The organism is Spirosoma sp. KUDC1026 (assembly GCF_013375035.1).
GTDB lineage: Bacteria > Bacteroidota > Bacteroidia > Cytophagales > Spirosomataceae > Spirosoma.
In genome coordinates this window covers 468,343-481,973 of the sequence record NZ_CP056032.1, presented here as the reverse complement: position 1 = coordinate 481,973, position 13,631 = coordinate 468,343, and the positions used below count along the sequence as shown (strand labels likewise).

General features: G+C 48.9%; 16 protein-coding genes. 11 read left to right on the top strand and 5 right to left on the bottom strand.

Going from position 1 to position 13,631, the window contains the following annotated elements; genetic code table 11:
- Positions 1 to 10: 10 nt before the first annotated feature.
- The 9 genes from HU175_RS02025 to HU175_RS01985 all read left to right on the top strand — a co-directional run bounded on the left by HU175_RS02025 (position 11) and on the right by HU175_RS01985 (position 6,510).
- Complete coding sequence (locus HU175_RS02025; RefSeq protein ID WP_176565000.1) at positions 11 to 802, top strand: cytochrome c oxidase subunit 3; 792 nt, start codon at positions 11 to 13, stop codon at positions 800 to 802.
- Between the two features lie 12 nt (positions 803 to 814).
- Positions 815 to 1,147 (top strand): cytochrome C oxidase subunit IV family protein, encoded by a 333-nt coding sequence (locus tag HU175_RS02020; RefSeq protein WP_176564999.1) that lies wholly within the window; start codon positions 815 to 817, stop codon positions 1,145 to 1,147.
- Positions 1,148 to 1,149: 2 nt separating this feature from the next.
- Positions 1,150 to 1,863 (top strand): SCO family protein, encoded by a 714-nt coding sequence (locus tag HU175_RS02015; protein WP_176564998.1) that lies wholly within the window; start codon positions 1,150 to 1,152, stop codon positions 1,861 to 1,863.
- A 4-nt stretch (positions 1,864 to 1,867) separates the two neighbouring features.
- The gene (locus tag HU175_RS02010) at positions 1,868 to 2,416 is read left to right on the top strand and encodes a DUF420 domain-containing protein (RefSeq protein WP_176564997.1); all 549 of its coding nucleotides are present in this window, start codon (positions 1,868 to 1,870) and stop codon (positions 2,414 to 2,416) included.
- Positions 2,417 to 2,646: 230 nt separating this feature from the next.
- On the top strand, positions 2,647 to 3,024 hold the full coding sequence (locus HU175_RS02005) for a DUF983 domain-containing protein (RefSeq protein ID WP_176564996.1): 378 nt from the start codon (positions 2,647 to 2,649) through the stop codon (positions 3,022 to 3,024).
- A 121-nt stretch (positions 3,025 to 3,145) separates the two neighbouring features.
- Positions 3,146 to 3,736, top strand: a complete 591-nt coding sequence (locus HU175_RS02000; RefSeq protein WP_176564995.1) for an RNA polymerase sigma factor — start codon at positions 3,146 to 3,148, stop codon at positions 3,734 to 3,736.
- Positions 3,705 to 4,580 carry a hypothetical protein gene (locus HU175_RS01995; protein ID WP_176564994.1) on the top strand — a complete coding sequence of 292 codons (876 nt, stop codon included), beginning with the start codon at positions 3,705 to 3,707 and terminating at the stop codon, positions 4,578 to 4,580. The genes HU175_RS02000 and HU175_RS01995 overlap by 32 nt, the downstream gene beginning before the upstream one ends.
- Entirely contained in the window at positions 4,577 to 5,602 is a 1,026-nt protein-coding gene (locus HU175_RS01990) for a hypothetical protein (protein WP_228724289.1), read from the top strand. The genes HU175_RS01995 and HU175_RS01990 overlap by 4 nt, the downstream gene beginning before the upstream one ends.
- Before the next feature lie 77 nt (positions 5,603 to 5,679).
- Entirely contained in the window at positions 5,680 to 6,510 is an 831-nt protein-coding gene (locus HU175_RS01985) for an NAD(P)H-binding protein (RefSeq protein WP_176564993.1), read from the top strand.
- Here HU175_RS01985 and HU175_RS01980 read toward each other — a convergent pair.
- Together HU175_RS01980 and HU175_RS01975 are read right to left on the bottom strand one after the other, a co-directional pair.
- Positions 6,499 to 7,641 carry a glycosyltransferase family protein gene (locus HU175_RS01980; RefSeq protein WP_176564992.1) on the bottom strand — a complete coding sequence of 381 codons (1,143 nt, stop codon included), beginning with the start codon at positions 7,639 to 7,641 and terminating at the stop codon, positions 6,499 to 6,501. The genes HU175_RS01985 and HU175_RS01980 overlap by 12 nt on opposite strands.
- Positions 7,642 to 7,666: 25 nt before the next feature.
- Entirely contained in the window at positions 7,667 to 8,464 is a 798-nt protein-coding gene (locus HU175_RS01975) for a UDP-2,3-diacylglucosamine diphosphatase (RefSeq protein ID WP_176564991.1), read from the bottom strand.
- Between the two features lie 111 nt (positions 8,465 to 8,575).
- Between HU175_RS01975 and HU175_RS01970 the strand changes: the two genes are divergently transcribed.
- Complete coding sequence (locus HU175_RS01970) at positions 8,576 to 9,208, top strand: acetyltransferase (RefSeq protein WP_176564990.1); 633 nt, start codon at positions 8,576 to 8,578, stop codon at positions 9,206 to 9,208.
- Between the two features lie 62 nt (positions 9,209 to 9,270).
- On the opposite strand, the gene HU175_RS01965 is transcribed toward HU175_RS01970, so the two are convergent.
- Complete coding sequence (locus HU175_RS01965; RefSeq protein WP_176564989.1) at positions 9,271 to 10,212, bottom strand: GDP-L-fucose synthase family protein; 942 nt, start codon at positions 10,210 to 10,212, stop codon at positions 9,271 to 9,273.
- Positions 10,213 to 10,384: 172 nt separating this feature from the next.
- Here HU175_RS01965 and HU175_RS01960 point away from each other — a divergent pair, with 172 nt between their 5' ends.
- A complete protein-coding gene (locus HU175_RS01960; RefSeq protein ID WP_228724288.1) occupies positions 10,385 to 11,326 on the top strand; it encodes a toxin-antitoxin system YwqK family antitoxin in 942 nt (313 codons plus the stop codon).
- A 2-nt stretch (positions 11,327 to 11,328) separates the two neighbouring features.
- Here the strand turns inward: HU175_RS01960 and HU175_RS01955 are convergent, their stop codons facing one another.
- On the bottom strand, positions 11,329 to 12,132 hold the full coding sequence (locus HU175_RS01955) for a tetratricopeptide repeat protein (RefSeq protein WP_176564988.1): 804 nt from the start codon (positions 12,130 to 12,132) through the stop codon (positions 11,329 to 11,331).
- Between the two features lie 76 nt (positions 12,133 to 12,208).
- Positions 12,209 to 13,609, bottom strand: a complete 1,401-nt coding sequence (locus HU175_RS01950; RefSeq protein ID WP_176564987.1) for a DEAD/DEAH box helicase — start codon at positions 13,607 to 13,609, stop codon at positions 12,209 to 12,211.
- Between the last annotated feature and the right edge of the window lie 22 nt (positions 13,610 to 13,631).

Below are 13,631 nucleotides of genomic sequence, written 5' to 3'. Positions count from 1 at the left end.
TTTTAGACGCATGGCGGCTACTGCGACAACACACACTGTAGCAACTGATTCAACGTTCGACAAGAAAACCTGGATGGGTGGTGTCGAACCAATGAATGCCAGTTATGGCAAGTTGATGATGTGGTTCTTCCTGATCTCGGATACGTTCACCTTCTCAGCATTGCTGGTAACGTACGGGCTGATTCGTTACAGCTATCCTGCCTGGGATCCGGCAATTTATGGAGAGGTCTTTAAGTTCTCGAACTTGTATTGGCCGATTCCTGAAATGGTGTATAACGCAGTACCGTTCGTACATGGCGTTCATCTGCCGCTGATTTTCGTCGGTATTATGACGTTTATCCTTATCTTCAGTAGCGTGACGATGGTACTAGCCGTAGAAGCTGGCCACCGGATGGATCGCAAGGATGTGGAGAAATATATGCTTTGGACAATCTTGGGTGGTTTCACCTTCTTGGGTAGCCAGGCATGGGAATGGAGCCACTTTATTCACGGAACCGAGCAAGGTACGGTAATAACTGAGCTTATTAATGGAGAAACAGTAAAACGTACAATATTCGGTGCGAACCTTGTCGAGAACCAATACGGACCTCCTGCCTTTGCTGACCTGTTCTTCTTCATTACCGGTTTCCACGGTACCCACGTATTTAGTGGTGTCGTTCTGAATATCCTGATTTTCTACCGGGCTGCAACTGGTCTTTATGCTCGTCGTGGGCATTACGAAATGGTTGAGAAAGTAGGTCTTTACTGGCACTTTGTCGATCTAGTTTGGGTATTCGTTTTCACGTTTTTCTACCTGGTATAAGTTTTTACAATCATGGCTGATCACGCACATCACGATCACGACGAACACGCTGGAACTGAAGTTGCTCCAGCAGAAACAGGTGTCATCTGGCGGACATTTATTATTCTGTCGGTTATCACTGCCTTTGAATTTACACTGGCTTATATCATGCCTGCTGGTACGCTACGTACTTCAATTTTCGTAGGAATGACGCTGATAAAAGCATTTTATATTGTAGGTGAATTTATGCACCTGAAGCACGAAGTTAAAAGCTTGATCTGGGCCATTTCAATTCCTGTAATTTTTGTTGTATGGCTACTTGTAGCATTGATGACAGAAGGTGAGTCGATATTTGAATTAAGGTAGTTATGAGTAACACCAAGAAAGCCGGGATCCTGCTAGTCGTACTGCTGGTCCCGGCTTTGCTGTATCTTTTTCTGCGGTTTGGTACGCAAAATCATTACGCTTTACCGCGCTATCTGCCCAAGATAGACTCTACGAAGGGAGAGCCCTTGATGGGCCAAGTTAAGCAACCCGACGGACGGGAGATTGAGGATACAATCTATAACCACATCCCGCCGTTCAAACTGATTGATCAGGATAGCAATGTAGTGGATCAGTCAATTGTCAAGGACAAGATCTACGTGGCCGATTTCTTCTTTACGCGTTGTGGTACAATCTGTCCGAAAATTGCTTCCCAGTTAACCCGCGTGCAGGATGTCTTCCGGTCGAAAGACGACATCCGATTTCTATCGTTCAGCGTTGATCCGGAGCATGACCAGCCAAAAGAGCTGAAGGAGTACGCCAGGAAACACGAAGCAATTCCCGGAAAATGGTATTTCCTGACTGGTAACAAAGCCGAAATCTATGATCTTGGCCTACATGGATTTTATTTACCTGTAGTCGACGCTGGCGTGAAAGACGGCAAACCAGACGAAACTTTTATTCACAGCGAAAAGTTGGTTTTAGTAGACAAGTCTGGTATTGTAAGAGGTTTTTACGACGGTACGGACAAGGAAGATGTTGATCGGCTAATCCTGGAAATCAGGGTATTGCTGGACATCTACAGCAAAGAGCAATAAATTTATGGAAACAATACAGCCAGTACATGAACAAAAAGCTAACCGGGTCATCAACATTTTATCGCTGGCTATTCCGATTGCCGTTGCTGTATTATTAGGCATTCGGCAAAAGGTTGATCTGGGAGCGTGGACAGATTATCTACCACATATTAACGGTGTCATTAACTCACTGACCTCCCTGCTTCTACTTGTGGGTTTTTATTTTATCCGGCAAAAGAACGTAGCGGCTCATAGACTCACAATGTTGACAGCCTTTGGACTGGGCTCTATTTTCCTGGTAAGCTACATCCTGTATCACTTAACGCATGACTCAACGCCATTTGGGGGGCAAGGCTGGATCAGACCTGTATATTATTTTTTGTTGGTTTCGCACATTGGTTTATCCGTCATCGTTGTCTGGTTTGTGCTGCGAGCCGTCTATTTTGCCCTGAGTAATCAAATTCTGAAGCATAAGCAGACGGTGAAGTGGACCTTCCCGATCTGGCTGTATGTGAGCATCACTGGGGTAATTGTGTATTTATTGATTAAACCATATTACATACATCAACTGTAGAGTTATGAAAAACAAACTTGTGTGGTTGGCTCTTATATTTTTTCTGGTGTTTACTCCTGACCTGATGGCACAGTGTGCCATGTGCCGGGGAACGGTAGAAAGCACAGTGAGTAATGGACGTAGTGTAGTTGCGTCGCAATTGAATTTGGGTATACTTTATCTGCTGGTGGTACCATATCTGATTGTTACGTCGATTGGTTATTTGTGGTATCGTAATAGTAAAACTGAGCATGGAAAGCGACTCGAAATTGCAGGCCGCGTCAAAAGGGCTTTGTCCTAGATGCCACCAGGGAAAGATTTTTAAGAAGCCGTTCTACAATTTAAAAAGGTTTGATGAAATGTATGAGCACTGTCCGCATTGCGGGTTGCGGTACGAAGTTGAGCCAGGATACTTTATCGGAGCTATGTACATCAGCTACGCCATATCAGGTGGAGTTGCGCTGGTGATGGGCTTTCTACTATTTTATTTTGGCGGTGATCCCGACGGGTGGGTATATGCCGCAGCAGTAGCCCCAGTCATGGTATTGATCGCGCCGGTCAACTTCAGAATATCAAGAATTATCTGGCTGTACTATGTGGCTGGGATTAAATACGAGAAAGGGCTGTAAGGCCCTTTTTTTGTGCCTTATTCTTAGCATTGGGCATACGTCGAAAAATATAAACTTTTTTTTTAGGTGCATGCAACCTGCCTGGCTCCTCTGTGCATCTTACTAGTGAAATGTGATTACTATGCTACGGATTATACCTTTTTTCACGACAGAAGCGCAATTAATCGCTGCGTTGAAGCGGGGGGAAAACCGTGCGCATAAGCTGGTATACGAACGATTTTCCGGCAAAATGCTGGCTGTCTGTACTCGCTACTGCACCAATCGGGATGACGCCGAAGAGGTTATGCTTGATGGTTTCATGCGAGTCTTCGAAAAGATAGGCCAGTTCCGGGAGGATGGCAGCTTCGAAGGCTGGATTCGGCGGATCATGGTAACAGAATCCCTTATGTTCCTGCGCCGGAACAAGCAATTACGTCAGGAGGTAGCACTAGATGATATGCTGATCGAACCTGATTACGACTGGGCCGATGCAACGCTGAATGAAAATGATCTTCTTGGGTTGATTGGACAACTGCCCGAAGGGTATCGTAGTATTTTCAACTTGTACGCTATTGAAAGCTATACCCATGCGGAGATAGCTGAACTGCTAGGTATATCAGAAGGAACATCAAAGTCTCAATTAAGCCGGGCTCGTGCTTTGCTACAAGCCAGCCTGAAAAAATTAGAACAGCAACAACACAATGAACGAACCTATCAAAAAACAGCCAGTTGACGAGCTTTTTGCCCGAAAGCTGGCTAATCTGTCGCTACCACCCGATGAGCGGGCGTTCAACCGTTTGCAGGCGCGTATGGCCCAGCAGAGGCAACCCGAGAAAGTCGTTTTCTGGCACACACCCACATTCCAGCGATCTGTTGCCGCAGCCGCCTGTATTGTGCTGGTCGCTACGTTGGGATGGTATGCTCAGTCTACAAATCAGGATAGGCATGCTGCCGTTAATACTCAAAAAACGATTGCCAGACATATCCAACAAGTACGGCCTGTAGAACAGGAAAAGCCAGAGGTTTCAGAAGCCGTTGCGCAACAGACTGCGCCTGACGTACAGTTTACAAAACCTGTTCCCAAATTAAATCAGGAGATCGGAGAGCCCGTAATTTCTAAAGAACGTATTATCGAAGTAGCGACGATAAGTAAGCCCAAAGCTAGTAAATCGCAGGTAAGCTTAACAAAAGAGAAGACCGGCCCAGCCCCTAACGTAATCGAACGTAAGAGCGAAGAGCAAGTGGCGTCTGTAATACTGACACCCGCAAAAGATGATGAAACGCCTAAGCCAGCTGCGAGTGCCCCAAGAACATTGGTCGTGACGATCGCAGAACCCGACGTACTGGTAGCTGCCAAACAAACGGCGCAGGAAGCCGACCAGAAAGTGGTATCGGTTAATCAAAACACAAGCGAAACGGGGGCGGGTAAATTCTGGCGGAGAATTCAGCAGATCAGAACGGGCGAAACCGCCGTGGCTAATGCCGCTGTGGGCGATAATGATGAAAAAGGCCTTCTCGACCGGGCCTATAGTGAAATAAAACACAGCTTTCAGAAGAATAAACCCGCCAGACAATGAAACGAACGTTTATCCTGAGCATACTGGCTTTCTTTAGCCTGATGAGTGTGCTAGCTCATGCCCGGCCCAGCGCTGATTCACTGGTCATTCAGTTCGCGAACCGGACCAGAATGGTTATCTACGCGCCGGACAAAAACGGAATCAAATCCCTGTCTGCTTACGATCTGAACAAAATTGTGCGTGATATGGGCATGAAACTGGATACCCTGCCCGATGGGAAAACAGCAGTATCGCTTAATGAGCAGGAAGGCGAAAAGTACATCAAAGACACCGTACTGATCGTAACCCGCCGGAAAGGCGACATCAGCGTTGTCATTCGTGATTCGGAGAAAGTGGATACGGACTCGGTCAAGCACAAAGCGGAGTATCAAAAGGCCACATCTAATCGGCAACGGAGCCGGAAATCAGACCGACAGCGGGTGAGTTTTGAAGGCCTTGGAATTGGATTAACTAATTTGGTGCAGCGTTCGAGCCTCCCGGCCTATCCCGAAGATAGTTACAAGCTGAAGCCAATTGGATCACGCTATATAGCCTTGGCGTTTGGCAGTATGCCAACCATTGCCGGAGGTAAACACGTATCCCTGAAGTTGTATTACGGGCTGGAAGTGGCCTGGAACAATTTCATGTTTGAGGAGAACGTAATACCCGAAAAAACGCCCGCGGGCATTGTCTTTACGCCTGCTGGTCGGGAGCTAAGTAAATCGAAACTGACAGTATGTACGCTGGGAATTCCCATCGTGCCTCGATTGACGTTTTACAACGATAACGGCCGGAAATTAGGTCATTTTGGGGTGGGTGTCTATGGCAACTATCGTCTGGATAGCTATCGGAAGATCAAAGAAGAGGACGGGGGCGTTGACCGTCGACATTCTGACTTCGGGTTGAAAGACCTGCGTTATGGTTTGATCGCTCACATCGGTATTCGACGTACCGGATTCTTCGTTAAATATGACCTGAGTCCACTGTTCGAACCAGGCCAGGGACCAGATGTTCGTGCGATCAGCTTTGGCCTGAGTTTATAAAGCATAACAAATAGACGCTTAACCGGATTGATGTCTTTACTACGTTTGTAGAGCCATCAATCCGGTTATTTTTTATCATGTCAAAAGGACGCGTGTCAATCATAGGTTGCGGCTGGCTGGGAACACCCCTGGCCGAACGACTGGTCAGTGAGCAGTATCTCGTCAAGGGAAGTACCACTACAGAGAGTAAAATGGCGATATTGGAAGAAAAAGGTATTGAGCCTTATTTGCTCCAGTTTGACCCCGCGCCCATTGGTGACCTTGACAAGCTGCTGGAGGCTGACTCTATCGTTATCCTATTGCCGCCAAGAGCCGGGAAAATGGGCGAAGATTTTTATCCGCAGGAGATTAAGCTGTTAACACAGGCTATGCAGAAGTCGTCGGTAAAACAGGTTATTCTGGTTAGCTCTACTTCCATTTACCCAGAAAACAATCAGGTTGCGGTTGAAGACGATGTCCAAACGCCTGGTCAATCAGCAGCGCCGGCTTTGGTCGACGGCGAACAGGCTGTTTTAGCGATCCAGCCAGATCGAAACGTTACGGTCGTGCGCTTCGGTGGGTTGCTGGGCTACGACCGAATCCCCGGCAAATATGTCGCTGGTCGTACGGTCAATACGGGCGCTGTCCCCGTCAATTACATACATCGGGATGATGCCGTTGGCATACTGATGGCTATACTGTCGGAAAAAGTTACCGGCGTGTTCAATGCCGTGGTGCCGGAACATCCTTCCCGGAAAGCGGTTTACCTGAAAAACTGCGCGGATTTTGGCTTTGAGTCCCCAACGTTCGTTGAGCCAGAAACGCCGGTGCTTTACAAAATAATCAGCGCGGAGAAACTGGATCGGGCGATCAATTACTCGTTCAAATACCCCAATCCGCTAGGGTTCTTTTATCAACTAACGGAGTAGCTGACGCAGACGAGGCATCAGGAAACCTCCCGAGCGTTGATCGCCGGGCGCTGTAGCGCGGTTCAGGGCACTAAGGAACATAAAATACCCCTGCTGCTGCCAGGCCCGGAATCGCTCGCTGACCGACGGATCGTGCTGGGGCAGATAAGTCATAAACTGGTCGAGGTTGAAATGGGTAGCACCTAGGCCAACACCAACCCGCTGTCCGTCGATCGCATTACAGGCCTGCTCGAAATGGTTAGGCTGCGGAATCATCAGGGCAGGTTTGCCCAGATAAGCGGCCTCACAAACCGATTCGAAACCCGCCGTGGTTACAATCGCTTTGCAGCGACTCATATAATTCAGAAAGCGTTTGCCATCAATGGCATGATACGTCAACGTTTCATCAATAACCTGATCGGGGCTGGTAGCGCTGGCGTGGAAGGCGTCCATTTTTAAATCGGGGCGTTCCTGGTGGGCTCGCTCGAGTTCTGATCGAAGGCCGGGCTGCGTTACGTAGGCCAGAACAAAATTCCCGTCCATAGGCTTCAGCGAAGCCACTTCCTGACGTAACAGGGGCGGTACAACCCGCACACGGCGCTGAGGAAAATCGGGCTGTTTATCGAATGACAAGGCCAGCAGTTCTTTTGCGCCGAAACAGGTTAACAGCGTATTGATTTTAAAGGCCTGTCTGTACATCCATTGCCCCTTGGGGCACTGAAAGTTCGGGTGGAAAGCCAGATACTGGTGTGCGATGCAAATCATCGGAACCGATGGTTTCAGCAGCGCATACGTAAGCCCACCCAGCATTTCGTAAAAATTGATGACTACGTCGGGACGTTTCGTTTCAATAATATCCCGTACCTGTTTCAGACTCTTCCAAAACGGACGTATTGACCGAATAGCCTGTAATGTAGTTTTGGTTGGTTCAAGGGCGTTTGTACCAGCGTTGTATACCAAACCCGGGCTGAACACAGGTGTGATGGGCGCGGAGAATGCTTCCCTGAAAAACGCTGGAACCTCCCGCTGCGGAGTTACGCCCACAATGGCGCCTATTACGTCGTGACCAGCTGTTTTTAAAATCTGCTGCATCGACAACGCCTGAGTCAGATGGCCACGGCCTTCCCCCTGAACCAAAAAAAGAACATGCATAGCTACAAAGTGAATTTAAGAAGGGTTAGACCATTTTTTCAGCTGGCTTGAAACGGGATTCTTCATCATCTTCCGACAGATCAGAGGTGTAGTAAAGCAAGCTCCAGTTTCCGTCGTGATCTTCGACCAGCGCGCTTAGAGACTCCACCCAGTCACCGGAGTTCATATAAATAATACCGTCGAACTCGTGGATGGCAGGCTGGTGAATATGGCCGCAGATAACCCCGTCGCACTGACGGGCCTTGGCCAGTTCAGTGAGTTTCTGTTCGTAGTCGGAGATGTAATTGACGGCTTGCTTGATACGGCTTTTGATACGCTGCGATAGCGAATAGTAGGGTAGACCCCGCCAGGATCGATACTGGTTATAAAACTTATTTGTCCAGAGCAGGAACGTGTAGCCTATGTCGCCCAGATAAGCCAGCCACTTCATCTGCGACGTAATGGAATCGAATACATCGCCGTGAGTGATATAGAATCGTTTGGTACCTGAGGTGAGCGTATAATCTTTTCGGATCGAAAAGTTCTTGCCCACTTTGAGCGGCATTACCTGATCCAGGAAGTCGTCGTGGTTGCCGCGCAGGTACACTACTTTTGTGTCGTAGTGAACGATTTGCTTTAAAACCGTTTTAAAAAATGCGGTGTGTTTCTTTTTCCAGGTACCATACTGCTTTAACTGCCAGCCATCAATGATGTCGCCATTGAGAATAAGCTTCTGGCAGGAGTAGTTGCGTAAAAAATCGGTAGCCTCCTTGGCTTTCGACCCGGTAGTGCCGAGGTGGATATCAGAAAGCACAATCGTCCGGAACTGCGTACTTGATTTCATAGACGAAACTACCCATCGTCTATGAACTGGTCGTTACTGGATTGTTACCAAATTGGTAAAATTATACCTTTAATAAGGTGCTAGTTTACATTGACTTAACAAACAGATCAGATGGAGAATCCAGTGTTGATTTTTGGGGCTGGCAGTATTGGATTGACTGCCCTGGACCTGTTCCAGCGGAACGGTGTCATCGTGTATGGGCTGCTGGACGATAAGAAAGAGTTACACGGTAAAGAGTTTGGGGACGTGTCGGTACTGGGCGAAACCGACGACGATGGCTTTCTGAAACTGATCGGTCAGAAGTGTGAAGCCTTCGTCGCTATTAGTGATGTGCGCGTTCGGAAACGGCTGGTGAAGATGCTGAACGACCGCCGGAAGGTGCAGCCTGTGAACGCCATCCATGATAAAGCCATTGTATCGACGCTGGCAACCCTGGGTCACGGTAACCTGATTGCGGCTAACGTCGTCATAAACCCGTATGCTGAAATTGGCCAGCATTGCCTGTTGCAAAGCAACGTAGTGATCGACACCCAGGCCAAGCTGGGCAACTACGTCCATGTTGGTACGGGAAGTATCATCAACAGCAACGTAACGATTGAAGAAGGGGCATTTGTGGGGACAGGCGTAACGATTGTGGCGGGTGTAACGATTGGTAAAAATGCCCGTATCGGAGCAGGTTCGGTAGTAATTGAAGACGTTGACGCAAACCTTACCATCTTCGGTAATCCGGCGAAACCGCTATAAAAGAAAGAAACCCCTGCCAGCGCTGGCAGGGGTTTCTTTCTTTTTACATAGACAGTAACGGTCTATTCTACGTACAGCACCTCGTTGGCGAGGAAATCCTGATACGTTTTTTCCAGACCATCCCGCAGTTCGGTTTTGTGTTTCCAGCCGAGGTTATGAATCCGGGAAACATCCATCAATTTACGGGGAGTGCCATCGGGTTTTGAGGTATCCCAACGCAGCTCGCCTTCGAAGCCAACCACGTCTTTTACGGCTTCGGCCAGTTCACGAATCGTTACGTCCTCACCGGTACCGATGTTGACGAACAACTCATCGTTGTATTCCTCCATCAAGAAGACGCAGGCGTCAGCCAGGTCATCTGCGTGCAGAAATTCGCGCCGGGGCGAACCGGTTCCCCATACTTCAACCGATGGCTGGTTGTTGATTTTTGCTTCGTGAAATTTACGGATCAACGCGGGCAGTACGTGCGAACCCTGCAGGTCGTAATTGTCGTTTGGACCATACAGGTTCGTTGGCATGGCCGAGATGTAATTGCAGCCATACTGGCTTCGATATGCTTCGCACAGCTTAATGCCCGCGATTTTAGCGATGGCATAGGGCTCGTTTGTTGGCTCAAGCAGACCAGTCAGCAGATATTCTTCCTGTAGCGGCTGAGGGGCCATCTTAGGATAAATGCAGGACGAACCCAGGAACAGGAGTTTTTTTACGCCCGTTTTGTAGGCACTCTGGATGATGTTGGCTTCAATGATCAGGTTATCGTACAGGAATTCGGCACGATAGATGTTATTAGCCAGAATACCGCCCACTTTAGCCGCAGCCAAAAAAACGTACTCAGGTTTTTCTTCCTCGAAGAAATCGGCTACGGCCACCTGATTGCGCAGGTCCAGTTCGGAAGAGGTACGCATAATCAGGTTGGTGTAACCTTCTGCCTGTAATTTGCGGACGATTGCCGAACCGACCATTCCGCGGTGTCCAGCAATATAAATTCGGGCCTGTTTTTCCATAAATAGTTGGTAACCAACAAGCCGCCAGACAACCCGGCGGAGGGATTAATAATAATAGTAATTGGTAAAGCGTTGCAAAAATAACAAACTTCAGGCATCTATTTGTTGGCCCATTATGTTTGCTCATCTGTTAAAACGATCTCTTCTCCTGATTTTATCAACCGGGCCAGTTATGTCGGCTGTCTGGGCGCAGACAACTGCCCCTTCGGCGTTGACAACGGCTTCTACTCCGGTGCTGGCGCCGTCAGGTTCGCCAGCACCGCCTTTCTCCTCCGTACCTTCGTCGATGACAACGCTGGGGCTGCCGTCGCCGGCAAGTCTGAAAGAGCAGAAAGATGCGTATATCAGCAACCTGATGCCCGATCTTGGGCTGAAAATTAAGTCGCTCAAGAAGTCAAAAGACAGAAAGAAAAAGGTATCAAAAACCGACTATGAAGGTCTGGCAATGATTAAAGCCTATACCAAACTCGGTAGCGGTGACCGGACGATCGTCGAAGAATTTCACGTCCTGAAAGATAACGATGCCGCTAAGCCGCTGGCCTACGTTCGGGAGATATACCGCTATTACCCACGTGATCGTCGGGTGACAAGTTCAATAGTGCGCGACGGATCGACGGGATTGCTCCTGCATGGCCCCTACAAACGGTTCCAGAATGGCGAATTAGTAGAAGAGGGGCATTACTACGCCGGAATGAAGGATGGCCGCTGGGAGCGGTATGATTCAAAATTTACGCTGCTGGATAAAACCTTTTGGCATCGGGGCCTGCCTGCTGAATCAAAAGTAACGTACTATGATTCTACCCACCACAAGGTCAAAGAGATTATTCCTATGGAATACGGGAAAGTGAAGGGTACGTACATGGCCTTCCACGAGAACGGCTTACTGGCCGAAGAAGGCAAATACGACAATGGCGTGAAAATAGGCCGATGGACAGAGTTCTACCCAATTAATCCCAGTGGCCGTCGGATGCGCCACAAACTGACCCAGTATGGCAGCGATCAGTGGGATAAAGACTTCGAAAGCTTCGTGATTACGGAGTGGGACGAAAAAGGGAAAGTTATTTACGAACACTCGAAGGAGAAGGTTGTCGAAGCCGAAGAGTCCGACAATTAACGCTATTTGAATACGCCCTGCGGGTCGGGAAGTTTAGCCAGCAGATCGTTCAGATACGTTAAATCAAGCTGCGACAAGTCAATTTCCCGGGCCTGGTGAAAATATTCCCAGGCTTTCGGATAATCGGCCCGAAGGAAACTGATCAGCGATAGTTTCTGATAGGCTGTTGCATTGGGTTTCAAAGAAACGGCCTGCGTCAGGTGAGTCTGGGCGTCGTCCAGCGTACGTTTATCCTGTTTCTGCTGGAAGTGCTTGATCTCGACGGTTGCCAGATCTGTCAGCAGTACCATATTACTGTCTGCAATCATAAGCCCTTTCTTCAGCATTCGGATAGCATCGACCAGGTGATCTTTCTGGTAGCAGACAACGCCCAGCCCCCAGTATGCATCAACATTTTTGTTGTCGAGCAGCCACGATAGGTTGAAGCGGTAAGCCGCCGTGTCCAGCTGACCATCCGTAATATAATCCCAGCCCCGGGTGGAAAAGAATGCACTGGCTTCAGACCGGCTCGCAAAGTTGCGGTCGCAGTCGTTCAGGAAATGAATTTCCTGGTCAATCTGACCTGCTGTTTTTGTCCGCTCGCCAAATAACGGAAGTATGTTGAGGGAAGCCTGACTGACGGTAGCAGCCTCCGTTACCGCAGCCCCGGCGTCGTTGGCGATTGTTTCGTCGCCCGGGCGTTCTGGCTTCGACTGACGAACGGTGTCACCTGAACGCGCCGACGTAATAAGCGGTCTGGTTTGTGCCGCCGACAAAAGGGGCAAAACCATTAAGCTCCACTGCATCAGATTCATTCGAACACGCATAGTCATTACTATACACCACGGGTCTATTGTTCCGGTAGAACGAACGGAGAATCTAAATTAGTACGTTTTAACTAAATTACCGCCTGCCGCCCCGAGATCCTGACCGCTTTGACGAACCAGATCCAGAGCTGGATTTGGTTCGTGTATTAGACGGTGGCCGTGCCGTCGTTTTACGGGCTATTGCGGCTTTTTTGGCTTTCTGTTTCGCTTTACCGGCAGCCGTATTCTTTTCCTTTTTCTCGTGGAAAGCACCCAGGAAATCTGGATTTTCTTTCCGGCGCTGCTCGTCAATTTCGCGAAGCATAGCCTGACTCTCGTCGAAAGGGGTTTCCGTAACAAAGACCTCGTCGGGCATGGGCTGACGAGGAATCGGCATCTTGATAATCTTTTCGATTTTCTGGATGTGATAATTCTCCGCCGGGGTCATGAACGTAATAGCCTCGCCGGTATGATTAGCCCGGCCAGTTCGGCCAATGCGGTGAACGTAATCTTCGTAGATGAGCGGTACGTCGAAATTTACTACGTGGCTAACCTCCGCTACGTCAATACCGCGCGCAACAACATCGGTAGCGACCAATACTTTGATGTTGCCTTCTTTAAAGGCATCCATCGAGTTGATGCGTGTGTTCTGGCCTTTGTTGGCGTGAATGACTCGGATGTTATCTCCCTCGATTACCTTCCTGGACAGGAACTTGTAGATATTCTCGGCGTGCTCTTTGGTACGGGAAAAGATGATGACCCGCTGGAACGTATCCTGGTTGATGAGGTGGTTCAGCAGATTAATCTTCGTCCGGAAGTTGGGTACTTCATACAGGACTTGATCAACCATTTTGGCCGTCGATGCCTGAGGGGTAACCTCTACTTTCATCGGCGCTTCCAGGAACTCCGACGACAGCCGCTCGACCCGTGCCCCGAATGTAGCAGAGAACAACAGATTCTGTCGCTTCGTTGGAATCACTTCGAGAATAGACCGGATCTGCGGCATGAAGCCCATATCCATCATTTTATCGGCTTCGTCCAGCACCATAGTCCGGATATCCTTGGTCACCAATTCACCCATCCGGTAGAGATCCATGAACCGACCGGGGGTAGCGACCAGAATATCCACCCCTTTTTGCAGAGTTTCGATCTGTGTTTTGGGGCCAAGTCCGCCATAAACAGCCAGATGACGCAGATCGGTATATTTAGCCAGTTCCTTAACAGCTTCATTGATCTGAATGGCCAGCTCACGGGTTGGAGCGAGAATCAACGCCCGTGGGTTTTTACCCTGCGCGTATTTGATCTTCATCAGCAGCGGCAGCAGGTAAGCCGCTGTTTTGCCTGTGCCGGTTTGGGCAATCCCCAAGACGTCGTGATTCCCCAGACTCAGCGGAATAGTTTTCTGCTGAATTGGAGTAGGCTCTGTATAACCAGCGTCGGCGACGGCGTTCAGCAACTGTCGATTCAGCTCAAATTGCTCGAAAGAAGTAATATCCATAAATCAGTGCGGTTGGCAGTCT